At 72.1% G+C, this 24,196-nt stretch carries 18 protein-coding genes and 1 pseudogene; 6 read left to right on the forward strand and 13 right to left on the reverse strand.

All coding sequences use genetic code 11. From position 1 onward, the window contains the following. Window positions 1–43: 43 nt before the first annotated feature. The gene (gene eat, locus ICC28_RS04400; RefSeq protein ID WP_188287040.1) at window positions 44–1,489 is read left to right on the forward strand and encodes an ethanolamine permease; all 1,446 of its coding nucleotides are present in this window, start codon (window positions 44–46) and stop codon (window positions 1,487–1,489) included. Between the two features lie 36 nt (window positions 1,490–1,525). After that, on the forward strand, window positions 1,526–2,239 hold the full coding sequence (locus tag ICC28_RS04405; protein ID WP_317453956.1) for a gamma-glutamyl-gamma-aminobutyrate hydrolase family protein: 714 nt from the start codon (window positions 1,526–1,528) through the stop codon (window positions 2,237–2,239). A gap of 204 nt (window positions 2,240–2,443) precedes the next feature. Here the strand turns inward: ICC28_RS04405 and ICC28_RS04410 are convergent. The 3 genes and pseudogenes from ICC28_RS04410 to ICC28_RS04420 all read right to left on the reverse strand — a co-directional run bounded on the left by ICC28_RS04410 (window position 2,444) and on the right by ICC28_RS04420 (window position 6,046). Then, window positions 2,444–3,398 (reverse strand): annotated as a pseudogene (locus ICC28_RS04410) (phosphotransferase). Window positions 3,399–3,432: 34 nt separating this feature from the next. After that, window positions 3,433–5,073: a serine/threonine-protein kinase gene (locus ICC28_RS04415; protein WP_188287041.1), complete on the reverse strand. Its 1,641-nt coding sequence runs from the start codon at window positions 5,071–5,073 to the stop codon at window positions 3,433–3,435. A 67-nt stretch (window positions 5,074–5,140) separates the two neighbouring features. Beyond that, a complete protein-coding gene (locus ICC28_RS04420) occupies window positions 5,141–6,046 on the reverse strand; it encodes a LysR family transcriptional regulator (RefSeq protein ID WP_188287042.1) in 906 nt (301 codons plus the stop codon). A 70-nt stretch (window positions 6,047–6,116) separates the two neighbouring features. Here ICC28_RS04420 and ICC28_RS04425 point away from each other — a divergent pair, with 70 nt between their 5' ends. Then, window positions 6,117–7,262, forward strand: coding sequence for a TDT family transporter (locus ICC28_RS04425; protein ID WP_188287043.1), 1,146 nt, complete (start codon window positions 6,117–6,119; stop codon window positions 7,260–7,262). On the opposite strand, the gene ICC28_RS04430 is transcribed toward ICC28_RS04425, so the two are convergent. The 4 genes from ICC28_RS04430 to ICC28_RS04445 form a co-directional block, all read right to left on the reverse strand. Further along, window positions 7,174–7,887: a helical backbone metal receptor gene (locus ICC28_RS04430; RefSeq protein WP_188287044.1), complete on the reverse strand. Its 714-nt coding sequence runs from the start codon at window positions 7,885–7,887 to the stop codon at window positions 7,174–7,176. The two genes, ICC28_RS04425 and ICC28_RS04430, sit on opposite strands and share 89 nt — an antisense overlap. Beyond that, on the reverse strand, window positions 7,887–8,453 hold the full coding sequence (locus ICC28_RS04435) for a helix-turn-helix domain-containing protein (protein ID WP_188287045.1): 567 nt from the start codon (window positions 8,451–8,453) through the stop codon (window positions 7,887–7,889). The genes ICC28_RS04430 and ICC28_RS04435 overlap by 1 nt, the downstream gene beginning before the upstream one ends. A gap of 344 nt (window positions 8,454–8,797) precedes the next feature. After that, window positions 8,798–11,410: an ABC transporter permease/substrate binding protein gene (locus ICC28_RS04440; protein ID WP_188287046.1), complete on the reverse strand. Its 2,613-nt coding sequence runs from the start codon at window positions 11,408–11,410 to the stop codon at window positions 8,798–8,800. After that, on the reverse strand, window positions 11,403–12,476 hold the full coding sequence (locus ICC28_RS04445; protein ID WP_188287047.1) for a glycine betaine/L-proline ABC transporter ATP-binding protein: 1,074 nt from the start codon (window positions 12,474–12,476) through the stop codon (window positions 11,403–11,405). Before ICC28_RS04445 ends, ICC28_RS04440 begins: the two co-directional genes overlap by 8 nt. A 189-nt stretch (window positions 12,477–12,665) precedes the next feature. Between ICC28_RS04445 and ICC28_RS04450 the strand changes: the two genes are divergently transcribed. The 3 genes from ICC28_RS04450 to ICC28_RS04460 all read left to right on the forward strand — a co-directional run bounded on the left by ICC28_RS04450 (window position 12,666) and on the right by ICC28_RS04460 (window position 15,831). Then, window positions 12,666–13,604 carry a 5'-3' exonuclease gene (locus ICC28_RS04450; protein WP_223188395.1) on the forward strand — a complete coding sequence of 313 codons (939 nt, stop codon included), beginning with the start codon at window positions 12,666–12,668 and terminating at the stop codon, window positions 13,602–13,604. Between the two features lie 167 nt (window positions 13,605–13,771). After that, the gene (locus ICC28_RS04455) at window positions 13,772–14,614 is read left to right on the forward strand and encodes a siderophore-interacting protein (protein ID WP_188287049.1); all 843 of its coding nucleotides are present in this window, start codon (window positions 13,772–13,774) and stop codon (window positions 14,612–14,614) included. Between the two features lie 266 nt (window positions 14,615–14,880). Then, window positions 14,881–15,831, forward strand: a complete 951-nt coding sequence (locus ICC28_RS04460; RefSeq protein ID WP_188287050.1) for an RluA family pseudouridine synthase — start codon at window positions 14,881–14,883, stop codon at window positions 15,829–15,831. A 9-nt stretch (window positions 15,832–15,840) separates the two neighbouring features. Here ICC28_RS04460 and ICC28_RS04465 read toward each other — a convergent pair whose 3' ends face one another. From ICC28_RS04465 to ICC28_RS04490, 6 genes are all read right to left on the reverse strand, one after another. Continuing rightward, window positions 15,841–17,367, reverse strand: coding sequence for a cytochrome P450 (locus ICC28_RS04465; protein ID WP_188287051.1), 1,527 nt, complete (start codon window positions 17,365–17,367; stop codon window positions 15,841–15,843). Window positions 17,368–17,422: 55 nt separating this feature from the next. Beyond that, on the reverse strand, window positions 17,423–18,043 hold the full coding sequence (locus ICC28_RS04470) for a GTP-binding protein (RefSeq protein WP_188287052.1): 621 nt from the start codon (window positions 18,041–18,043) through the stop codon (window positions 17,423–17,425). Beyond that, window positions 18,024–18,422 carry a DUF742 domain-containing protein gene (locus ICC28_RS04475; RefSeq protein ID WP_188287053.1) on the reverse strand — a complete coding sequence of 133 codons (399 nt, stop codon included), beginning with the start codon at window positions 18,420–18,422 and terminating at the stop codon, window positions 18,024–18,026. Before ICC28_RS04475 ends, ICC28_RS04470 begins: the two co-directional genes overlap by 20 nt. Beyond that, on the reverse strand, window positions 18,419–18,826 hold the full coding sequence (locus tag ICC28_RS04480) for a roadblock/LC7 domain-containing protein (RefSeq protein WP_188287054.1): 408 nt from the start codon (window positions 18,824–18,826) through the stop codon (window positions 18,419–18,421). Before ICC28_RS04480 ends, ICC28_RS04475 begins: the two co-directional genes overlap by 4 nt. Next, on the reverse strand, window positions 18,823–20,439 hold the full coding sequence (locus ICC28_RS04485; RefSeq protein WP_188287055.1) for a sensor histidine kinase: 1,617 nt from the start codon (window positions 20,437–20,439) through the stop codon (window positions 18,823–18,825). Before ICC28_RS04485 ends, ICC28_RS04480 begins: the two co-directional genes overlap by 4 nt. A gap of 886 nt (window positions 20,440–21,325) precedes the next feature. After that, the gene (locus ICC28_RS04490) at window positions 21,326–24,178 is read right to left on the reverse strand and encodes a DEAD/DEAH box helicase (protein WP_188287056.1); all 2,853 of its coding nucleotides are present in this window, start codon (window positions 24,176–24,178) and stop codon (window positions 21,326–21,328) included. Window positions 24,179–24,196: the final 18 nt, after the last annotated feature.

A 24,196-nucleotide genomic window follows, 5' to 3' on the forward strand; every position in this document is an offset into this window, starting at 1 on the left:
ATTCCATTGAGCTCTGTCCGCCGCCCCGTGGGGAGTCGTGCCCATGTCCCAGGAATCCGTCAGTACACCCGCCGCCACCGAGCCGGACGACTACCTGGAGCGCAGGGCGTTGCGCCGCGGCAGCGCCGGCTGGGTGCTGCTGACCGGCCTCGGCGTCGCCTACGTCGTCTCCGGCGACTACTCCGGCTGGAACTTCGGCCTGGCCGAGGGCGGCTTCGGCGGACTCGCGATCGCCATGGTGCTGATGGGCGCGATGTACGCCTGCATGGTCTTCGCGCTCGCCGAACTGTCCTCGATCCTGCCGACCGCGGGCGGCGGCTACGGCTTCGCCCGCCGGGCGCTCGGCCCGTGGGGCGGCTTCCTGACCGGTACGGCGATCCTCATCGAGTACGTCCTCGCGCCCGCCGCCATCGTCATCTTCATCGGGGACTACGTCGAGTCGCTGGGGCTGTTCGGCCTGGAGTCCGGCTGGCCGATGTACCTGGTCTGCTTCGCGATCTTCCTCGGCATCCATCTGTGGGGCGTGGGCGAGGCGCTGCGGTTCAGCTTCGTCGTGACCGGCATCGCGGTGGTCGCCCTGATCGTGTTCGCGGCGGCGGCGCTGCCCGAGTTCAGCTTCGGGGCGCTGGACGACATCCCGGCGGACCCCTCGGCGACGGGCGCGAGTTCCTGGCTGCCCTTCGGTCTGCTCGGCATCTGGGCGGCGTTCCCGTTCGGCATGTGGTTCTTCCTGGGCGTCGAGGGCGTGCCGCTGGCCGCGGAGGAGACCAGGAACCCGGCCCGTACGCTGCCGAAGGCGATCCGCTGGTCGATGGGCATCCTGATCGTGCTGGCCGTGGTCACGTTCGTCGCGGCGGCGGGGGCGCGCGGTTCCGCGGCGATCCAGGAGGCGGGCAACCCGCTGGTGGAGGCGCTCCAGGCGGACGGCGAGGCGACGACGCTGAGCCGGATCGTGAACTATGCGGGCCTGGCCGGGCTCGTGGCCTCGTTCTTCTCCCTGATCTACGCCGGGTCGCGGCAGTTGTTCGCCCTGTCCCGCGCGGGCTACCTGCCCCGCTTCCTCTCCCTGACCAGCAGCCGCAAGGCCCCGTACCTGGGCCTGCTGGTGCCCGGCACGATCGGCTTCCTGCTGGCCGCGGTCACCGGCGACGGGGCGCGGATGCTGAACATGGCGGTCTTCGGCGCCACGATCTCCTACGCCCTGATGTCCCTGTCCCACATCGTGCTGCGCCGCCGCGAGCCGGAACTCCCGCGGCCGTACCGCACTCCGGGCGGGGTCCTGACCTCCTCCGTTGCCCTGGTGCTGGCCTGTGCGGCCCTGGTGGCGACGTTCCTGGTGGACGTGACAGCGGCGTTCATCGCCCTCGCGGTGTACCTCGTGGCCCTCGGCTACTTCGGCCTGTACAGCCGCAAGCGCCTGGTGGCGAAGGCCCCGGAGGAGGAGTTCGCGGCTCTGGCGGCGGCCGAGGCAGAGTTGGTGCGGGACTGATGGGACGAGAGTGAGAACGACGGTGAAGGAGTCGCTGTGGTCAGGCCGCTGATCGGGGTCAGCACCTACCTGGAGGCCGGGGCGCGCTGGGGCGTGTGGGAGCTGGAGGCGGCGCTGCTGCCGGTCGGCTATCCGCGGCTGGTCCAGCGGGCGGGCGGCATCGCCGCGATGCTGCCGCCGGACGCGCCGGAGCACGCCGCGGCCACGGTGGCCCGGCTGGACGGGCTGGTGATCGCGGGCGGCCCGGACGTCGAACCGGTCCGCTACGGCGCCGAGCGCCACCCCCGGACCGGGCCGCCGGCGCGCGAACGGGACGCCTGGGAACTGGCGCTGATCGAGGCCGCCCTGTCCTCGGGCACCCCGCTCCTGGGCATCTGCCGGGGCATGCAGCTGCTGAACGTCGCACTCGGCGGAACGCTCGTCCAGCACCTGGACGGGCACGCGGAGGTGGTCGGCGCCTTCGGCAGCCACCCGGTGAAGCCGGTTCCGGGCTCGCTGTACGCCGACATCGTGCCGGAGGAGACCCCGGTACCGACGTACCACCACCAGTGCGTGGACCGCCTCGGCACCGGCCTCGTGGCCTCGGCCTACGCGGCGGACGGCACCGTGGAGGCGGTGGAACTGCCCTCCGCCCAGGGCTGGTTGCTCGGCGTCCAGTGGCACCCGGAGATGGGTGAGGACGTACGGGTGATGCGCGCCCTGGTGGACGCAGCCACAGGCACACCACCCCCTGACCCGAACGCCCCCTGAGTGAGCCCGGTCAGGACCACGCCGCCCTGATCGATGCGCAGGCGTCCGGCCGGAAGCGGCCACGGGCACGCCAGCCCATGGGCGAGTCGAGCGCTGGTGGAGGCAGCCACCGAAACTCCGGACTCCAGCCCCCCGAACCAGCCCAGAACGGCGTCGCCCAAGCCCATGCGGGCACCGGTGGCGGCAGCCGCAGGGGCACCCGCTCTACCCCAGCCGCCCCCTGAGCCACGCCAGGGCCGCGTCCCCCTGGGCCCGTTGGAAGGGGCGCAGGGTGGGGAGGCCGGGTGGGGCGGGGTGGAGGGAGTTGCGGAGGAAGTAGGCGGAGAGGGCCGCGAGGGCGGTGGTGACCGCGTCGGGGTCGGCGGAGCGGCCGAGGGGGTGGGTGGTGAACACCTCCTCCGGGTCGGGGCCGCCCTGGGCGCGGACGCAGGGCAGCATCACGAGCAGGTCGAACCAGGGCGCGGCGCAGGGCGTGCGGCCAGTCGACGAAGACGACGCGGCCGTCGTCGGCGAGGAGGATGTTGTCGGCGCGCAGGTCGGCGTGGGCGAGGGTGGCGCCGGAGACGGCCTCGGCCCAGGGGGCGGCGAGTTCGGCGAGCCAGGGCAGACGGTCGAGGGTCCAGGCGTCGAGGTGTTGTGCCGCCCCGGGTTCCTTGCCGTCGGCGAGGTCGCTCCAGCCGGAGAAGTCGGCCGCGAGAGCGTCGGCCGCGCGCGGGGCGGTGAACGGGGACGGTGTGAGGCGCTGGACGAGGACGGTGAGGGCGTCCAGCACGCGCTCCAACTCCTGGCGCCGCCAGGGTACTTGAGGCTGACGCCCGGCGATGTCCTCCAGGACGAGAGCGACCCAGGTGCCGTCGTCGTAGGTGCCGAGCAGGGCGGGTGCCGGCACGTCGGTCGGCAGGGCGGCGGTGTTGCGGGCCTCGGCGCGGTGGAACGCCGGGCTGCGCCGGTTGGTGTCGGCGCTGACCGCCTTCACGAAAGCGCGGCGCCCGTCGGCGGTGCGCACGCGCGCGGCCGCCCCCGGCGAGAAGCCGCCGGGCTGGGTCTCGGCCTGGACGACCGGGGCGCCGAGGACGTCCGTCACGGCGGTGCGCAGTGCCTCGGGGAGTTGGTCCCACGGGGTGCGCAGGCCGGTGGCGGGCGGGATCATGTACGGCATCCTGGGGCCCGGAAGCCGGACGCGCCAGTGGTTTTCAGCGCTTCGCGCCGGCCCGCCAGACCGTCATGTCCAGGGTCAGGAAGCTGAGTCCGGGCTTGTTCCACAGTGCGGTCGATTTCGTCTGGAGTACGAGCAGGGCCATGTCGCCGTCGCGGTGCTTGACGCAGTACTCGGTGCCCGCCGCGCCGGCCGACAGTCCGAAGCTGTGCGAGTTGGCGCTGCTCATGAGCAGGCGGCACTCGTCGAGGCTGGTTCCCCTCCCTCCGAATATCTGGATGATCGTGCTGGTGTCGCTCTCCAGCGCGCAGCCGATCGTCGCGCAGTTGAGGCGGATGTCGCCCTTGCGGTCCTTGCGCTGGACCGGCTTGTCGAAGCTGAGGGAGTTCGCCTCGTCGAGCCAGAGCTGGGCGTGGCCCTCGGGCCCGGGCGTCCCGGACGCGGTCGGGGTGGGGGTGGGGTCCGACGGCTCCCGGTCCGACCGCCCCGACGCCCCGTCGTCCCCGGCCGCCGCCGCACCCGACGCGGATGCCGCCGACGCCGACGCCGCCACCGACGTCCGTACGGAACCGGCTCCGGCCCCGTCCCGCCCGCCGCCCTCGGCGGAACCGTCCAGCAGGGTCCACGCCGTGCCGCCCGCCAGCAGCGCCCCCGCCGTCACGGCGACCGCCGCCATCAGCGCCGTACGCCCGCGGCGGGTTTGTCGTACCACCGGAACCGTCGACTGCGGGGGCGCGATCAGGGGCTGTCCGTGCAGCGGCCGGGTGGGCGCGGGAACCGCCACCAGCGTGGGCTCCGGAACCGTCACCTCCGGCCCGGTGATCTCACGCCACACCGTCGGCGCCGCGTCCTCGCCCAGTTCCTCGCGGCACCACTCGACGATCTCGGCCGGTGTGGCCCGCTCCCCCGGGTCCTTGGCCAGGCAGCGGGCGATCAGCGGCCGCAGCTGCTCCGGCAGCGGGGACAGGTCGGGTTCCTCGTGCACGATCCGGTAGAGCACGGTCGCCGCGGGGCCGTCCCCGTGCAGCGCCCGGCCCAGGGCTGCGAAGGCGGCGGTCTGGCCGAGCGCGAAGACATCGGTCGCCGCGGTCACCTCGCCCGCGGTCGCCTGCTCGGGGGCCATGAACTGGGGCGTGCCGATGGAGGTGCCGGTGGCGGTGTGGGAGGTGACGTCGGCGGCCAGCGAGATCCCGAAGTCGATCACCCGGGGGCCGTCGGCGGCCAGCAGCACGTTGGACGGTTTCAGGTCGCGGTGCACGATCCCGGCGCCGTGGATGGCCTGGAGCGCCTCGGCCGTGCCCGCCATCAGCCGGAGCACCGCGGACACGGGCAGCGGTCCGCGGCGGCGTACCGCGTCGGCCAGGGAGGGGCCGGGCACGTACAGCGTGGCGAGCCAGGGCGGGCTGCTCTCCGCGTCGGCGTCGATCAGTTCGGCGGTGTAGGCGCCGCGGACCCGCCGGGCCGCCGCGATCTCGCGCCGGAACCGGTGCCGGAAGTCGGGGTCGTCGGCGAGTTCGGGCCGGACCACCTTGATGGCCACGGGCCGGCCGCCCTGCGTGTGCGCGAGGTAGACCTGTCCCATGCCGCCGGCGCCCAGCCGGGCGGCCAGCCGGTAGCCGGCCACCTGGGCCGGATCGTCCGCCCGCAGCGGCTCGAACGCCTCCGTCGCACGCTGCATCCGCCCGCGTCCCCCTGTCCCCACGCATGTCCCCTCGAACCGTTGCACTGCGCAACAGAACCCTAAGCTACCCCCGGGTCAGCGACAGCAGGTCCCTCGCGGGCCCCACCGGCCGGTGCCCGGTCGGCCACACCGCGCGCAGGTCGCGGGCGAGGGCGACGCCGTCGACGGGCACGCTCACCAGCCGCCGCATGGTGAGCTCCTCGCGGACGGCGAGTTCGCTGAGCACCGCCGGACCGGCGCCGCCGACCGCCGCCGCCTTCACCGCCGTGGTGGAGGAGAGTTCGATGAGGGGGCGGGCCAGGCCACCGAGGGCGGTGTCGAGGACCTGGCGGGTGCCGGAGCCCTTCTCGCGCAGGATCAGGGGGGTGACGGCCAGCTCGGAGGCCTCCAGGGGGCGTCGGCGGCGGGCCCACGGGTGGCCGGGGGCGGTGACGACGATCAGCCGGTCGTGGGCGATGACCACGGAGTCCAGGCCCGTCGGCACCGTCAGTCCCTCGACGAAGCCGAGGTCGGCGTCGTCGGACAGCAGCAGTTCGGCCACGGCGGCCGAGTTGCCCGCGAGCAGGGAGACCGCGGTGTCCGGGCGCGCGGCACGCAGCGCCAGCAGCCAGCCCGGCAGCAGGTACTCGGCGATGGTCATGCTCGCCGCGACCCGCAGCCGGGAGTCGCGGCGGTCCCGCAGCGCCTGCGCGCCCGCGTCGAAGGCCGCGGCCGCCTCCACGATCCGCCGCGCCCAGTCCGTCACCAGCGCCCCGGCGTCGGTGAGCCGGGAGCCGCGCGGGGAGCGGTCCACCAGCGCCACGCCGAGCTGCCGTTCCATGGACCGGATCCGGCTGCTGGCCGCGGGCTGGGTGATGCCCAGCTCGCGCGCCGCCCCGCCGAGACTGCCGAGCCGGGCCACCGCCAGCAGCAGCTCCAGCGCTCCGAGGTCGGGCACGCGATGGGCGAGGGACGTCTCCGCACTGCTCATAAATCCAGTTTATGTCCTCATAGAGACGTACTCCCTGGCAGCGGCCCTGATCCGCGAGGACGGTGGATCCATGGTCACCGCCGTCCACCCCCTGCCGCGTGCCACCGCCGTCCGTCACCTCGGGCCGAACTGGTACGCCGCCGTCATGGGCACCGCCATCGTCGCCACCGCCGGCGCCACCCTGCCCCTGCCGGTCCCGCGGGCCCCGCTCGCCGCCGTCTGGGCCCTGGCCCTGACACTGCTCGTCGTCCTCCTCGGCGCCCGCGCCCTGCACTGGACCCACCACCGCGACCAGGCCCGCGCCCATCTCCTCGACCCCGCCATGGCCCCCTTCTACGGCTGTCTGTCCATGGCGCTGCTCGCCGTCGGCGGCGGTGCCCTCACCGTCGGCCGGGACTGGATCGGCACCCGGGCCGCGGTCGCCCTCGACATCGTGCTGTTCACCACCGGTACGGCCGTCGGACTCGCCGCCGCCGTCGCCGTCCCCTACCTGATGGCCGTACGCCACCGGGTGGATGCCGGGCAGGCGACGCCCGTGTGGCTGCTGCCGCTCGTGGCGCCCATGGTGTCCGCCGCGCTCGGGCCGCTCCTCGTGCCGCACCTGCCGACCGGGCAGCCCCGGGAGACCCTGCTGCTGGCCTGCCTCGCGCTGTTCGGGCTGAGCCTGCTCGCGACCCTGCTCATGCTGCCGCTGGTCTTCGCCCGTCTGATCACCACGGGCCCGCTCCCGCTCGCGCTCACCCCGACGCTGTTCCTGGTGCTGGGGCCGCTCGGCCAGTCCACCACGGCCGTCGGCGCGTTCGCCGAGGCCGCCCCGGGGGTGGTCCCGGCCCCGTACATCCAGGGCTTCGACGTGCTGGCCGTGCTCTACGGCGTGCCGGTCATGGGGTTCGCGCTGCTGTGGTTCGGCCTCGCCACCGCCCATGTCGTGCGCGCCCGGCGGCGGGGCATGGGGTTCGCGATGACCTGGTGGGCGTTCACCTTCCCGGTCGGCACCTGCGTCACCGGCGCCGCGCAACTGGCCCGCCACACCGGCCTCGCCGTCTACGACGGGCTCGCGGTCGTCCTGTACGGGGTGCTCGTCGCCGCCTGGCTGACGGCGGCCGTCCGCACCGTGGGCGGGCTGCTCAGCGGTGCGCTGCTCGCAGGGCCGCGCGCAGCAGCCGTGGTGCCTCGGCCAGTGACGGCCCGTACCACGTCAGGTGCCGTCCGCTGACCAGCGCGCAGGGCAGGCCGGGGAAGGCCTCCGGGCCGTCGTCGGCGGTGAAGCGGTAGGGCTCGTCCGGGAGGACGACGACGTCCGGGGCCGTCGCGCGCAGGTCCGCCAGGTGGGTGCGCGGGTAGCGCTCCTCGTGCGTGGCGTACACGTGGTCGACGCCCAGGCGGGCCAGGACGTCACCGGCGAAGGTGTCGCGGCCCAGCACCATCCACGGGCGGCGCCAGATCGGGACCACGGCGGTCGTGCGGTGTTCCGGGGCCGGAAGGGATGACCAGGTCTCCTCCGCCTCGTCCAGCCAGCGCGGCCGGGTGCCGAAGCGGGTCAGCACCCGCTCCAGTTCCGAGAACGCCTGCGGCACGTCCCGGATCTCGGTCACCAGCACCTCGATGCCCGCCGCGCGCAGCGCCGCGAGGTCGGGTGCGCGGTTCTCCTCCTCGTTGGCGATGACCAGGTCGGGGGCGAGTGCGAGGATCCGGTCGGTCCTGGGGTTCTTGGTGCCGCCGATCCGGGTGACGTCGAGGTGGGCCGGATGCGTGCACCAGTCCGTGGCGCCGACCAGCACGCCGGGTGCGGACAGGGCCACCGCCTCCGTGAGCGAGGGCACCAGGGAGACGACGCGCATCAGCGCGGCCGGTCCTGGACCGCCTCGATGTGCTCGGCCACGGCCACGACGACGACGCGGGTGTCCGGGACCGTCGCCCGCCAGCGGTGGCGCACCCCGCCGGTGAGGTACAGCGTGTCGCCGCGGCCGAGGCGGTAGGCGCGGCCCTCCGCCTCGATCTCCACGGCGCCGTCGGCGACGTACATCAACTGGTCGTTGCGGTACTGGAATTCACGGCCCGCCTCATGGCCGCCGGTGAACTCCGAGGCGTGCATCTGATGGTGGCCGCGCACCAGGGAGCGCGCCCGGGGGTCGGCCGTCGGCTCGACGCACTCGGCGCGTACGACGTCGACGCTGCACGCCGGGTCGGCGGCGGCGAGGAGTTCGACGGCCGTGGTGCGCAGGGCGTCGGCGAGCTTCTCCAGGGAGCTTCTGCTGGGCCGGGCCCTGTCGTTCTCCACCTGGCTCAGGAAGGGCACCGACAGGCCGCTGCGCTCGGCCACGACGGCGAGGGTGAGCTCCAGTGCGCGGCGCCGTCGTCGTACGGCCGCGCCCACGCGCAGTGGCTGTTCTTTGTGGTCGCCCATCGCTCCGGCTCCCTCCTTCGCCCATCGCCCGGTGACACAACTCCCGTGAGGAGTTCTCTGCACCCTACGCATGTTCGGCAAACCGTTTCATGCGCCCGTCACATCGACGACACGCGGCGGTGGCCGCGACCCCACAGTTCGCGCCACCCCTGACCCCCGATCAGCCCGAGTCTGCCGTCCCACGCCTCGACGCGCAGCCCGTTCCCGATGTTCCCCTGCGCCGAGCGCCTGGTCAGGCGTATCCTCTGCGGCCGCCCGCCCAGTTGGCCGGATTCGATCGCGGCACGCAGAAGGCGGGCGTCCGGCACCGTCAGGTGCGCCGGACGCCCGCCGGAACGAGGGTGCTACGCGGCGGGAGTCATCCGCTCGACCATGTCCGGGTGCTCCTCCAGCCAGGCGGCGACGGCCTCCTCCTCGTGCCCCTGGCCACGGTCCTTGATCTCCTGCTCAAGGGTGCCCAGCTCGTCCTCGCTCATCGTGAAGTTCTTGATCCACTTCGTGAGCTGGGGGTAACGCCGGGGGAAGTCCTTGTTGGAGATGGTGCGGATCGTGTTGCCCTCGCCGAAGAACTTCTGCGGGTCCTTCAGCTTGGTCAGCTCGTACTCGCTGTACGCCCAGTGCGGCGACCAGAGCGTGACGGCGATCGGCTTCTTCTTGGCGTAGGCCCGCTTGAGCTCGGCGAGCATGGCCGGGGTGGAGCCGTCGACGACCTTGTACTCGTCGTCGAGGCCGTATCCGGGCAGCACCTTGGTCTTGAGCAGGTTCATCTCGCCGGTGCCGGGCTCGATGCCGATGATCCTCCCGTCGAAGGTGCCGGACTTGCCCTTGAGGTCCTCCAGCGAGTCGACGCCCTTGACGTAGGAGGGCACGGCGATCTCCAGCGACGTCGGCTCGTACCAGGTGCCGAGGTCGTGGAGCTTGTCCTTGCTCTTCTCCCAGTAGTTCGCCTGCGCGTACGGCAGCCAGGCGTCGAAGTTGAGGTCGAGGTCACCGGACGCAAGGCCGGTGTAGACCGGGCCGACGTCCATCTGCTTCAGGTTCAGCGTGTAGCCGCGCCGCTCCAGGACGTTCTTCCACAGGTAGGTGACGGCGATGTCCTCGTCCCAGGGGAACCAGGCCACGTCCAGCGGGCGCTTCGCCTCGGCCGGGGTCCCGGTGTTCTTCACCGGGGCCAGCTCGTCGACCACGCCGGGGTTGTCCTTCAGCCAGGCGCGCACGGCGTCCTGCTGCTTGCCCTTGCCGGCCTTGTTGATCTCCGACTCCAGGCCGGTGAGCTGCTCCTCGGTCATCGTGAAGTCCTTCAGCCACTGGCCGACGACCGGGTTCTGCTCGGCGAAGCCCTTGCGGGCCACGGTGTGCACCTCGTCGCCCTCGCCCCAGGCGCCCTTGGGGTCCTTGAGCTTCTTCAGCTCGTAGTCGCTGTACGCCCAGTGCGGCGACCAGAGCGTGACGACGATGGGCTCCTTCTTGGCGTAGGCCCGCTTGAGCTCGGCGAGCATGGCCGGGGTGGAGCTGTCGACGACCTTGTACTCCTTGTCCAGGCCGTACGCGCCGAGGACCTTGCTCTTGAGCAGGCTCATCATGCCGGCGCTGGACTCGATGCCGGTGATCTTCCCGTCGAACTGCGCGGCCTTGCCCTTGAGGTCGTCGAGGGAGTCGACGTCCTTCATGTAGGCGGGCACGCTCAGCTCCAGGGAGGTCGGGCCGTACCAGGAGCCCAGGTCGTCGAGGCGGTCGCCGTACTTCTTCCAGTACTGCTCGTGGGTCGTGGGCAGCCAGGCGTCCGTCTGGAAGTCGACGTCGCCCTGCGCGAGCGAGGTGTAGAGGGGGCCGGCGTCGAACTGCTCGGTCTTCACCTCGTAGCCGCGCCGCTCCAGGATCTCCTTCCACAGGAAGGTGGAGGCGACGCCCTCGTCCCAGGGGATGTAGCCGATGCTGATCTTCTTGCCCTTGCCGACGTTCGTGCCGTCGGCGAGCGGCTCGCCCTTGTCGCCGCCGCCGAAGACGCCCATGCCGCCCGCGACGAGGGCGAGGACGACGACGCCGACCACGGCGACGGACGCCTTGGGACGGTACGACCAGATGTTCAGGCCCTGGGCGGCGCGCAGCCGGGCGGCGGCGCGCCGGCCGAGCGGCGAGACCTGGGTGCCCAGCGCGCTGGTCATGCGGTCCAGGTAGATCGCGAGGATCACGATGGCGATGCCCGCCTCGGCGCCGAGGCCGATGTTGAGCTGGCCGATGGCCTCGTTGACGTCGCCGCCGAGGCCGCCGGTGCCGACCATGCCGGCGATGGCCGCCATGGACAGGCCCAGCATGATGACCTGGTTGACGCCCGCCATGACGGTGGGCAGGGCCAGCGGCAGCTGGACGCGCAGCAGGGTGTCGCGCGGCGGGGTGCCGAACGCCTCGGCGGCCTCGACCAGTTCCTTGTCGACCTGGCGGATGCCCAGCTCGGTCATGCGGACGCCCGGGGCGAGCGCGAAGACCAGGGTGGCGACGATGCCCGCGGCGGCGCCGCTGCCGAAGAAGAGGATGGCCGGGATGAGGTAGACCATCGCCGGCAGCGTCTGCATCAGGTCCAGGCCGGGCCGCACGATCGCGCTGACCCGGTTCGAACGGGCCGCCCAGATGCCCACCGGCACCGAGATCACCAGCGCGATGACCGTGGCGACGAGGACCAGCGACAGGGTCACCATCGCGTCCTCCCACAGGTCCAGGGAGATCACGAAGCCGAACCCGACGAAGGTGAGGACTCCGGCGAGCGTGCCGCGCAGCCAGCATGCGATCACGGCGAAGATGCCGGCCAGCAGCAGGGGCTCTGGGGCCTGGAGGACGGCGTCGACACCGTCGTAGGCGCCGCGGAAGACCGTTTCGAGGAAGTCGAACAGCCAGCCCATGTGGGTGGTGAGCCACTCGACCCCGTCGTTGACCCAGGAGCCGAACTCGATCCTAGGCACGGGCGGTCACCTTCTCTCCGTCGGCGCAGGGCACGGGGGCCTCGGTCGCGTCGCCGAGGAAGCCGACGAGCCGCTGCCGCGGGACGACGCCCACGAGTCCGCGCTCGCCGTCGAGCACGGCGACCGGGTGGGAGAGCCGGGCGCTGAGCGCGCACAGCTCGGTGAACGGGGTGTCGGGCGTGGCGGTGGCGCAGGCGCAGTCGGCCTCGTCGCCGGTCACGTCCGTGTCCATCACGGAGGAGGCGGTCAGCACGCGGGAGCGGTCGACGTCCTGGGTGAAGGAGGCGACGTAGTCGTCGGCGGGCCGGACGAGGATGTCCTCGGCGGTGCCGATCTGGACGATGCGGCCGTCGCGCATGACGGCGATGCGGTCACCCAGGCGCATGGCCTCATTGAGGTCGTGGGTGATGAAGACGATCGTCTTCTTCAGCTTCGTCTGGAGTTCCAGGAGCTGGTCCTGCATGTCGCGGCGGATCAGCGGGTCCAGCGCGCTGAAGGACTCGTCCATCAGCAACAGGTCGGCGTCGGTGGCGAGCGCGCGGGCGAGGCCGACGCGCTGCTGCATGCCGCCGGACAGCTCGTCGGGCCAGGACTTCTCCCAGCCGCCCAGGCCGCACAGCTCCAGGGCCTTGGTGGCCCGCTCGATGCGCTCGGCCTTCGGCACGCCCTGGACCTCCAGGCCGTAGGCGGCGTTCTCGACGACGCTGCGGTGCGGGAAGAGCGCGAAGTGCTGGAAGACCATGCTGATCTTCCGGGCGCGGACCGCGCGCAGGTCGCGGTCGCTGAGCGCGGTCAGGTCCTGGCCGTCGAAGCGGACGTGTCCGGCGGTGGGTTCCAGGAGCCCGTTGAGCATGCGCAGCAGCGTGGACTTGCCGGAGCCGGACAGGCCCATGACGACGAAGATCTGGCCCGGCTCCACGGTGAAGGAGGCGTCGATCACGGCGGCGGTGACGCCGTCGGCACGCAGCTCCTCGCGGTCGGCACCGCCCCGGAGCCGCTCCACTGCCTGGTCTTCTCGTCTGCCGAACACCTTGTAGAGATGTTCGGCCTCTAGTCTCGCTGACACGCGTACCTCTTGTTTCGACGGCAAGGAAAACGGAGCGGGCCGCGCGACAGTTGAATCCGCAATCGACACCGCTCCGACGCGCGCCTGCCCCCGTTCCGCGATCACAAACGACATGTGGTCCAGCCCACAAACAGTGCGCAGGACACAACCCGTTGCGGCGACGGGCCGGTGTCAGTGGGGTACGGCATGATGCGTGACGTGACCGGACGACTGATGCTCCTCGACACCGCCTCGCTCTATTTCCGCGCCTATTTCGGCGTGCCGGAGTCCGTGAAGGCCCCGGACGGCACACCGGTGAACGCCGTGCGCGGGCTGCTGGAATTCATCGACCGCCTGGTGAAGGACCACCGCCCGGACGCGCTGGTGGCCTGCATGGACGCCGACTGGCGCCCGCAGTGGCGGGTGGACCTGATCCCCTCCTACAAGGCGCACCGGGTCGCCGAGGAGCACGCGGCGGGGCCGGACGAGGAGGAGGTGCCGGACACGCTGTCGCCGCAGGTGCCGGTCATCGAGGCTGTCCTCGACGCGCTCGGCATCGCGCGCGTGGGCGTCGAGGGGTACGAGGCGGACGACGTGATCGGCACGTTCACCGCGCGGGCGAAGGGCCCGGTGGACATCGTCACCGGCGACCGCGACCTGTACCAGCTGGTGGACGACGCGCGCGGGATCCGGGTGCTGTACCCGCTCAAGGGTGTGGGCACGCTCCAGCTCACCGACGAGGCGTGGCTGCGCGAGAAGTACGGCGTCGACGGCCGGGGGTACGCCGATCTGGCGCTGCTGCGCGGCGACCCGAGCGACGGCCTGCCGGGGGTGCCGGGCATCGGCGAGAAGACGGCCGCGAAGCTGCTGGCCGAGTTCGGGGACCTCGCCGGGATCATGGCCGCGGTCGACGACCCCGGGGCGAAGCTCACCCCCTCGCAGCGCAGGCGACTGGACGAGTCGCGGCCCTACGTCGCCGTCGCGCCGACGGTGGTGCGGGTGGCGGCGGACGTACCGCTGCCGGAGGTGGACACCGCCCTGCCGCGCGGGCCGCGCGATCCGGCGGCGGTGCGGGAGCTGGCGGAGCGCTGGGGTCTGGGCGGGTCGCTGCAGCGGCTGCTCACCACGCTCGGCACGCCTGCCGCGTGAGGTGGGTGTGCGGTGACCGTGTGACAGGCGTTCCCCGTCGAGTGAATGAGGCGCGGCGGACAGGGAATTCGTCCCTTAAATTCTTCTTCACGCACTTTGCCGGGGGAGCAATCGGCAGGGGGAGGTGCTAACTTAGGTAAGCCTAAGCTGGAGAGAGGGAGGCCGTCATGGCAGAGCGCCCCGCCCGCAAGCCGCGCAAGCTGCATTCCGCGCAGGTCATCCGTACCGAACGGCTGACTCCGCACATGCAGCGCGTGGTGCTCGGCGGCGACGGGCTCGCCGACTTCGAGGCCGACACCTGCACCGACCACTACGTGAAGATCCTCTTCCCGGCCGAGGGTGCGACCTACCCCGAGCCCTTCGACATCGAGCGCATCCGCGAGGAGTTCCCGCGCGACCACTGGCCGGTGACCCGCACCTACACGGTGCGCGCCTGGGACCCCGACCACCGCGAGCTGACCGTGGACTTCGTGATCCACGGCGACGAGGGCCTGGCCGGCCCGTGGGCGATGCGCGCCGAGCCCGGCGAGACCGTCCGGTTCATGGGCCCCGGCGGCGCCTACGCCCCCGACCCGACCGCCGACTGGCACCTCCTCGTCGGCGACGAGAGCGCCCTGCCCGCGATCGCCCGCTCCCTGGAGGCGCTGCCCGCCGGGACCACCGCCCACGCCTTCGTGGAGGTGGCCGGACCCGAGGAGGAGCAGAAGATCGACTCCGATGTGGACGTCGTCTGGCTGCACCGCGGCGACCGCCCCGTCGGCGAGGCCCTGACCGCGGCCGTCCGGGCCCTGGACTTCCCCGAGGGCCGCCTGCACGCCTTCGTCCACGGCGAGGCGGGCTTCGTGAAGGAACTGCGCCGGATGCTGCGGGTCGAGCACCGGATCCCGCGCGAGGACCTGTCGATCTCCGGCTACTGGCGCCTGGGCCACAACGAGGACGGCTGGCAGGCCTCCAAGCGGGAGTGGAACGCGCGCATCGAGGCGGAACAGGAGAGCACACCCGCCGCCTGAACGGCCCCCTTCCCGGCGTGCTCACCGCCGGGACCGTCGAAGCGATCCTCACCGCGCCCAGCGCGGCCCGGGCGGCTCGACGGACGGCTCTCCGCGCCCGGTCTCACCGACGACCGGCCCGCCGGATGCCGCGCTCCACGGCCCCAGCGGGGTGCACGACCCCGGCGGAGTGCACAAGGAGTACGAGGCGGTCGCCCCGTACGGCGGTTCCGCGGCCCTTGTCGCCGGGTCCGTGGCGGCCTGGCGCGGCCGTACCCTTGATCGTGATGAGACGCCGGACCCCGCCCCCGCCCGCTCCCCTGCCGCAGCGGCAGGGGGTGGACCCGGTGCGGGTGCGGCTGCCTCAGCAGGGGGCGTGGGCCACCGTGCGGGAGCATCTGGTGGAGCGGCTCGCGGCGGGCGGCGGGGTCGTGGACGAGATGTTCGCCGCGGGGCTGTTCGTCGGGGCGGACGGCCGGGCCGTCGCCGCCGACGCACCCTACGTGCCGGGGATGTTCGTGTGGTTCCACCGGGAGCTGCCGGACGAGGTGCCGGTGCCGTTCCCGCTGGAGGTGGTGTACCGCGACGCGCACATCGTCGTGGTCGACAAGCCGCACTTCCTGGCCACCACCCCGCGCGGCAGCCATGTCACCGAGACCGCGCTCGCCCGGCTGCGCCGCGAACTCGGCCTGCCGACGCTCGGCGCCGCGCACCGGCTGGACCGGCTCACCGCGGGGCTTGTGCTGTTCACGGTGCGGCCCGAGGAGCGGGGCGCCTACCAGACGCTGTTCCGCGACCGGCGGGTGCACAAGGAGTACGAGGCGGTCGCCCCGTACGACGCCTCGCTGGCGCTGCCCCGGACCGTGCGCAGCCGGATCGTGAAGGAGCGCGGGGAGCTGGCCGCCCGTGAGGTGGCGGGCGAGCCGAACGCGGTCAGCCGGGTGGAACTGATCGAGCACCGCGCCGACGGGCTCGGCCGGTACCGGCTGCTGCCGGAGACGGGGCAGACGCACCAGCTACGGGTCCACATGAACGCGCTCGGCGTGCCGATCCTCGGCGATCCGCTCTATCCGGTGGTGGCCGACCCCGGGCCGGCCGGTGACTTCCGGCGGCCGCTGCAACTGCTGGCGCGGGCGCTGGAGTTCACCGACCCGGTCACGGGGGCGGAACACCGGTTCCGCAGCGGGCGGGTGCTCGGGGCCTGGGCCTCGTACGGGACCTGGGCCTGCCGTCCGTAGCGGCGACCGTCAGTAGCCGCGCCACCAGCGCACGAACCGCTGCCAGGCGCCGAGACGGTGGGCCGGTTCGGGCTGCGGCGCGGGCGCCGGGGCGGCGGCGACCGGCTGGGACTGCGGCACGGGCGCCGGGGCGGCGGCGACCGGCTCGGACTGCGGCACGGTGCGGGACTGCACCGGTTCCGGCGGCGTGCTGCTGACGTGCCAGGCGGGCCGCGGCGGCGGGACCGGGGCGTGGCTGGGCCTGGCCAGCACATCCTGCTGGGGCTTGGGCGCGAACCGGACCGGCAGTTCCACCAGGTGCCGGGAGGCGATCGACTGCCGCCAGGTCAACTCGTCCTCTTCGCAGTCGAGTTGCACGTCCGGAAGCCGCATCAGCAGGGCGTCGACGCCGGTGTCGGCGATGCCACGGGCGATGTCCTGTCCGGGGCATTCGTGCGGGCCGCCGCCGAAGGCGAGGTGGGAGCGGTTGCCCTGCATGTTGGCGGACAGGTCGGGCCGCACCCGGGGGTCGATGTTGCCGGGCGCGATCCCGAAGAGCAGTCCGTCACCCTTGCGGATGCGCTGGCCGCCCAGCTCGGTGTCCTGCTTGGCGTAGTAGGCGAAAACCGTGCTGAACGGCGGCTCGTTCCACAGGGACTGCTCGACCGCCTCCGGCACGGTCATCTGGCCGCCCTTGAGCTGGGCGCGGAAGCCCGGTTCGGTGAGGACCATGCGCAGCACGTTGGCGATCAGGTTGGCGGTGGCCTCGTAGGCCGCCATGAGGACGACCCACAGGTGCTTGGTGATCTCGTCGTCGGTGAGCCGGGCCGGGTGGGCCATGAGCTGGCTGGTGAAGTCGTCGGACGGGTCGGTCCGGCGGCGCTCGGTGAGCCGCTGCAGGGCGCTCATGACGTAGGCGTGGCTGGCGATGGCCGTCTCGGTGCCGCGCAGCATGTCCCGGGTGGCCTGCACGATCCGGTCGTTGTACTCCTCGGGCATGCCGAGGATCTCGCACATCACGGCCATCGGCAGGTGCTCGGCGAACTGGCTGACGAGGTCGGCCTCGCCCTGCTCGCAGAAGTCGTTGACCAGGCGCTGGGTGTAGCGGTTGATGTGCCGCCGGATGTTGCGGTGGTCGATGGTCGACATGGCGCCGGTGACCGCGCCGCGCAGCCGCAGGTGTTCGTCGCCCTCGGCGTAGGAGCAGATGGGCTCCCACGCGATGTGCGGCATCAGGGGGTGGTCGGGCTTGACCATGCCCTCGAGGAGCGGGTTCCAGATGCGGCTGTCCCGGCAGAACTGCGAGGGGGTGCGGACCATGTGCAGGTTCTCGGTGTGGCCGAGGACCACCCACATCGGCACGTCGTCGTGGAGCAGGACCGGTGCCACCGGGCCGTACTCCTCGCGCAGTTGCTCGTACAGGTCGCTCAGGTCCTCCGCCTCGGGACCGTAGAGCCGGCGCAGGCCGCCGGGCCCGACGCCGTGGGCGGGGCAGCCGGGGGGCGGATCGAGCCGCGGGTCGTCCATGCCGGTCGAGGGGTGGGTTTCAGGCGTCACGTGGTCGCTCCGAAGTGGATCCGGTGTCTGGGGAGTTCGGGGGCGGATACGTCGGTCAGGTGAGGGCGCCGGTCATGGCGAGCGAGTGCAGGAAGCGCATCAGGGTCATGAGGGTGTCCCGGCTGGAGGCGCGGCGGCGGGCGTCACAGTCGACGATGGGGATCTCGGGGGGCAGGTCGAGCGCCTGGCGCAGCTCCTCGACGGGGTAACGGGGCGCGTCCGGGAAGGAGTTGACGGCGACCACGAACGGCACGCCGCGCTCCTCCAGGCGCCCTATGACGTCGAAGCTGACCTCGAGACGGCGGGTGTCGATCAGTACGACGGCGCCGAGCGCGCCCTCGAACAGGCCGTTCCACAGGAACCAGAAGCGTTCCTGGCCGGGGGTGCCGAAGAGGTAGAGGACCAGTTTCTCGGTGATGCTGATGCGGCCGAAGTCCATGGCGACGGTGGTGGCCGTCTTGGTGTCGGAGCCGTAGTTGTCGTCGACGCCGACGCCGGCCTGCGTCATGGTCTCCTCGGTGGTCAGCGGTCTGATCTCGCTGACCGACCCGACCATGGTCGTCTTGCCGACACCGAAGCCGCCGACGATCACGATCTTCACCGCGGCCTGGGCCGTCTGCGGCAGCTGGTCCTCGGTCCGTGGTCCCGGGATGGTGTCAGAGCTTTTGAAGTCCATGCATCACCGCTTCGAGGAGGGAACGGTCGGCGATCGACTGCCGGACGATCGGCTTACGCGCCGTCACCAGTTCGGCCGCCAGCATCTCGGTGATCACGACGGTCACCACGCTGAACGGGAGGTTGAGGTAGGCGGACAGCTCGGCCACCGACAGGGGGGCCGAGCAGAGCCGGAGCAGCGCCGTCTGCTCGGGCGTGGCGGAGGGAGGCGAGTCGGCGCCCGCCACGATTAAGGTGACCAGGTCGAGGTCGGCGCGCGCCTGGCCGTCGGCTCCGCCGACCACGAAGAGACGCTCGGGCTGCTTGCCCTGTCCCTCCTGGGGAGGCTGCGGGGCCGGCTGTGGGCTGGGGCTGCGCCTCTGGCGTTGCGGAGGAGTCATACGGCCTGCCCGTTGCGCCGGGGCGGACTGGTCAGATGGGGTCCGATCCGGTCCACCAGATCCCGCATGCGGTTGCTCATCAGTCCGGGTTCGGCGAACGTGTCGGAGAGCACCGCGAGATAGGCGTTGGGGCCGGCGGCCATCAGGTAGAAGTAGCCGCGGTTGATCTCGATGATCACCAGCTTCATCTTGCCGTCGCTGTTCGGGATCTCGTGGGCGACGGCGCCGGCCAGGCTCTGCAGGCCCGCGCAGGCCGCGGCGACCCGGTCCGCGGCGTCGGGATCACCGCCGTGGCGGGCGATGCGCAGGCCGTCGGCGGAGAGCACCACGATCATCTCGATGCCGGGTACGCCGTCGGCGAGATCCCTGAGCATCCAGTCGAAGTTGGCTCGCTGCTGGATCACTTGAGGTCCCCCTCGTCCTCGGCCGGGGCGTGGGCCGAATCGGTGGTCGGCTGGGTGAATGCATTGGGGTCTGGGTCGCGCTTGAGGCCCTCCCAGAAGGCCTCCACCCAGAGCCCGGGCGGGGTGTCGTCCTCGTCCTGCTTCGGCTCGGGCGCGGCGTCGGGGTCGCCCCACACGGGCTTCTCCCCGCGGGCGATGGCTTCGCGGTCGGCCTGCTCGATGGCGGCCTGCTCGGCGAGCCGCTGGCTGAGCGGGGTCTTGACCCGGCTGCGGCGCTGCGGCAGCCCGTTGGCGGTCCACTCGGTGACCACGGGGACGTCGTCCTCCATGGCGACGGACGCGGGGATGCGTGGGCTGGTGGGGCGGCGGGTCTTGGGCTTGCGCTTGGGTCCTTCGAGCGCGCCGAGGTCCACCTGGGGCTCGGCCGAGGCACCGATGCCGTGGGCGAGGCCGACGCCCGGCTCGGAGGTGATCATCTCGCGCGGCACGATGAGGACGGCGCGGACTCCGCCGTAGGCCGAAGTGCGCAGCGAGACCTGCATGTTGAAGGCGGTGCACAGGCGGCCCACGACGGCCAGGCCGAGGCGCGGGGAGACGCCGAGCTCCTGGAGGTCGACGCCGGCCTTGGCCTGCTCCAGCATGTTCTCGACGCGGGCGCGGGCCTCTTCGCTGAGGCTGACGCCGGCGTCCTCGATCTCGATGGCGACGCCGGTCTGCACCTCGGTGGCGGTGACGTGCACCTTGGACTGCGGCGGCGAGTACCGGGTGGCGTTGTCGAGGAGTTCGGCCGCCGCGTGGATGACCGGCTCGACGGAGATGCCGCGGATGTTGACCTTGCAGATGTTGTCGAGGGAGATGCGCCGGTACTCCAGGATCCGGGACATCGCGCCGCGCAGCACGCTGTACAGCGCGACGGGTTCGGGCCACTGGCGGCCGGGGCGACCGCCGCCGAGGACGGAGATGGAGTCGGCGAGGCGGCCGATCAGCATGGTGCCGTGGTCGATGCGCAGGAGGTCGTCGAAGACCTCCGGGTTGCGGCCGTGGTCCTCCTCCATCTCCCGCAGTTCCACCGCCTGTTGGTGGACGATCGCCTGCACCCGGCGGGCGACGTTGACGAAGGAGCGCTGGGCGGAGTCCCGCAGGGCTTCCTCGTGGTCGATGATGTCCAGCACCGTGCGGATCACCGTGAGGTGTGCCTTGGGGAGGTCACGGTAGGAGGGGTCGATGTCGCCGATATGGAGAACCACCTCTCTGGGTGAATTCCCGCGGCGCAGGTACTCGATGGCGGTCGGCACGATCTCCTTGGCCAGCCGTTCGAGTTCCTGCTCGTGGACGGCGATGCGCCGCTCCAGATACGCGCTGTGACGGGCGTGTTCCTCGCGGGCGTCGCGCAGGGCGCGGCCACGGCGTACGGCTTCGGCGGCCGTCGCGATCACCAGCAGCGTGGCGACGGCGCCGCACCAGCCGACGGCCGCCCGGGCCGGCGCCGTGACGACGGCGGCGGCGGCTCCGGTCGCCGCGGCCATCACTATGGCAGGCAGCAACAGCACGCGCGCGTAGGGCAGTTCACGGCGCCGGGGCTGAGAGGCGGGAGGGGGTTGAACACTCACCATGTGGGCCCTCTGAAACGAATCGGCTGGAGTTCGGGGGAGCTTGCACGGGGGTACGTCATGGAACGTTCTGGATCTAAGGAATTTTTGGGAACACGCGCACGAATTCGCCTCAACTCGGTGCGCTGCGGGCGAGCTTAGTCCCAGCGGATCAACGCCGTGTCATATTCAGCAAGCACCTGAAATGGGCCCCGAGACAGGAGTACGCTCTGCTCCATTTACACGCTGTGCCTTCATTCGCACACGGTGCGTCACAGCGCACAGGCGCACGAAACTCACCCACCGTGATGGGTGAACAGCTATTTCCGCTCCACCGACTCAGCGCCCGGCGACGCGTACCACCGCGTCCGCCGCGGCCTCACCGAACACCAGGACGAGCCGCTCGGAGCCGGAGCGGCCCCCTACGACGACACCCGCGGTCAGTCCGAGCACCGGATCCCTCCACTGACCGGACCCGCCCTTCGCGAGCACCCCGCCGGCCGCGGCATCGGCGAGCGGCTGACGGTCGGCTTCCTGAGCCCGGCGCGCACGGCGGGGAGGCCCGCAGGCCGCCCGGCGCGCACCTGGGGCAGCGGGCGCGGCATACCGGCGAGCAGCGCCACCTCCGCCCGGCGGGGCCTGGGCGGCCGCTCCCCGGCCGGGGCGGCGCACTCGGCGAGGAGCCCGCGGGCAGGACACCGCAGGCGTGACGACGGACTCCCCCAGCTCGGCGAGGAGTCGTCCCTCCATGCCGAGGACTTGGGTGCGGTGCCCCGGGGCGGCGGTGACGGACCCTGGCGAGCGGGGAACCCGCCTCGGCCGCGGCGAACGCGGCACTTTCTCGCCCGCCGGGCCCGGGGCCTTGCACACCGGACACGCGGAGCCCTTCACGGACGCCCCGGCCGAACCGTCACCCCACCGACGAGTAGGCCACGACCCCCCGCAGCAACTGGTCGACGGCCTTGCGCGCGGACTTCGCCACGGTTGACCCTTCCGCGGGGGCCGCGGCCGAGATCTGCCCCAGCACGTCGATCACCTGCTTGCACCACCGTACGAAGTCTCCCGCGGGCATCTCCGCCTCGCGCAGCACCTCGTCCAGGCCCTTGCCGCTGGCCCACATGTACGCGGCCCAGGCGAACCCGAGGTCGGGCTCGCGCTGGCCGACCCCTTCGGTCTGGCTGATCCGGAAGTCCTCCTCCAGCGCGTCCAGACGGCCCCAGATCCGCACCATTTCCCCGAGCGCGGCCTTGGCCTTGCCGGACGGCACCTTCGGCGCCATCGCATCGTCGCTGAGCCGCGCCTCGTAGACCAACGCGGAGACGCACGCGGCCAGTTCGGCCGGGGCCAGCCCCTCCCAGACGCCGGCCCGCAGGCATTCGCTGGCCAGCAGGTCGAGTTCGCCGTAGAGCCGCGCGAGGCGCCGCCCGTGTTCGGTGACCTCGTCGCCGCGCAGGTAGTCGAGCTCGGTCAGCAGCGCCACGATGCGGTCGAAGGTCCGCGCGATGGTGTTGGTGCGGCCTTCGATCCGCCGCTCCAGCTGCGAGGTGTCCCGCAGCAGCCGGTGGTAGCGCTCGGCCCAACGGGCGTGGTCCTCACGGTCGTTGCAGCCGTGGCAGGGGTGCGCCCGGATCGCGGTGCGCAGCCGTGCGATCTCGCGGTCGTCGGCGGCCTGGGAGCGCTTCTTGCGCGCCCGCTCCGGCGGAATGTGCCCGGCCTTGGTGCGCAGCGCGGAGGCGAGGTCCCGACGGGACTGCGGGGAGCGCGGGTTGAAGGTCTTGGGGATCCGCATCCGCTCCAGGGCCTCGACCGGGACGGGGAAGTCCATCGCGGCCAGCCGCTTGACCTGCCGCTCGGCGGTGAGGACCAGGGGGCGCGGGCCGTCGTGGTGCTCGAAGCCCCGGTGCCCGTTGGACCGCCCGGCGGGCAGCCCCGGGTCAAGCACCAGGGCCAGCCCCGCGTACTTGCCCGTGGGCACGTGGATGACATCGCCCGGCTTGAGCTTCTCCAGGGCGACGGCGGCCTCCGCGCGCCGCTGGTTGGCTCCCTGGCGGGCCAGTTCGGTCTCCCGGTCCTTCAGCTCCCGGCGCAGCCGCATGTACTCGTCGAAGTCGCCGAGGTGGCAGGTCATGGAGGCCTTGTAGCCTTCCAGTCCCTCCTCGTTGCGCTGCACCTGCCGGGAGATCCCGACGACCGACTTGTCGGCCTGGAACTGCGCGAACGAGGTCTCCAGCAGCTCCCGCGAGCGGTGCCGCCCGAACTGCTCGACCAGGTTGACCGCCATGTTGTACGACGGCTTGAAGCTGGAGCGCAGCGGGTACGTCCGCGTGCCGGCCAGCCCGGCGAGGTGCTCGGGGCTCATGCCCCGCTGCCACAGCACCACGGCGTGGCCCTCGACGTCGATGCCACGCCGCCCGGCACGGCCGGTGAGCTGGGTGTACTCGCCCGGGGTGATGTCGGCGTGCTGCTCGCCGTTCCACTTGACGAGCTTCTCCAGCACCACGGACCGGGCGGGCATGTTGATGCCCAGCGCCAGCGTCTCCGTGGCGAACACGGCCTTGACCAGTCCGCGCACGAACAGTTCCTCGACGACCTCCTTGAAGGTCGGCAGCATGCCCGCGTGGTGGGCGGCGATGCCGCGCTCCAGGCCCTCCAGCCACTCGTAGTAGCCCAGGACGTGCAGGTCCTCGGTGGGGATGGAGGCGGTGCGCTCCTCCACCAGGGCCCGCACCCGCTCCCGCGCCTCCTCGTCGTTGAGCCGCAGCCCCGCGTACAGGCACTGCTGGACGGCGGCTTCGCAGGCGGCGCGGCTGAAGATGAAGGTGATGGCGGGCAGCAGGCCCTCGGCGTCGAGCCGCTCGATGACCTCGGGCCGGCCCGGGGTCCACACCCGCGACCGCTGCCGGCGCTCGCGCTCCCGGTCGGCCTCGCGCATGGCGCGCCCGCGTCTGCGGTCCTGGTACGACGGCCGGGTCGCCTCCATGCGGGCGAGCCGCGCGAGGTCGGGGTTGACGGCCTTCTTGTGGCCCTCGCCCTCCTCGAACAGGTCGTACATCCGGCGTCCGGCGAGCACGTGCTGGAACAGCGGCACCGGCCGGTGCTCGGAGACGATCACTTCGGTGTCGCCGCGGACGGTGTCGAGCCAGTCGCCGAACTCCTCGGCGTTGGACACGGTGGCCGAGAGGGACACCAGCGTCACCGACTCGGGCAGGTGGATGATCACCTCTTCCCATACGGCGCCCCGGAACCGGTCGGAGAGGTAGTGCACCTCGTCCATCACCACGTACCCGAGCCCGATCAGGGTCTGCGAGCCCGCGTACAGCATGTTCCGCAGCACCTCGGTGGTCATCACGACGACCGGGGCCTCGGAGTTGACGCTGTTGTCGCCGGTGAGCAGGCCGACCTTGTCGGTGCCGTAGCGGCGGCACAGGTCGGCGTACTTCTGGTTCGACAGCGCCTTGATGGGCGTGGTGTAGAAGCACTTCTTGCCCTGCTGGAGGGCGAGGTGGACGGCGAACTCGCCCACGATCGTCTTGCCGGAGCCGGTGGGCGCGGCCACCAGTACGCCCTTGCCCGTCTCAAGTGCCTGGCAGGCCTCGATCTGGAAGGGGTCGAGGCCGAAGTCGTACATCTCGCGGAAGGAGGCGAGCGCGGTGGCCTGCTCGGCAGCCCGCAGGCGGGCAGCCGCGTACCGCTCGGCCGGTGAGAGGTCCTCTGTCATCGTGCGTTCGAGCGTACCGGGCCTCACTGACAACAGGACGATCATTATCCGGATCCGGCTGCG

It is taken from the genome of Streptomyces sp. TRM68416 (genome assembly GCF_014596915.1).
Lineage (GTDB): Bacteria > Actinomycetota > Actinomycetes > Streptomycetales > Streptomycetaceae > Streptomyces.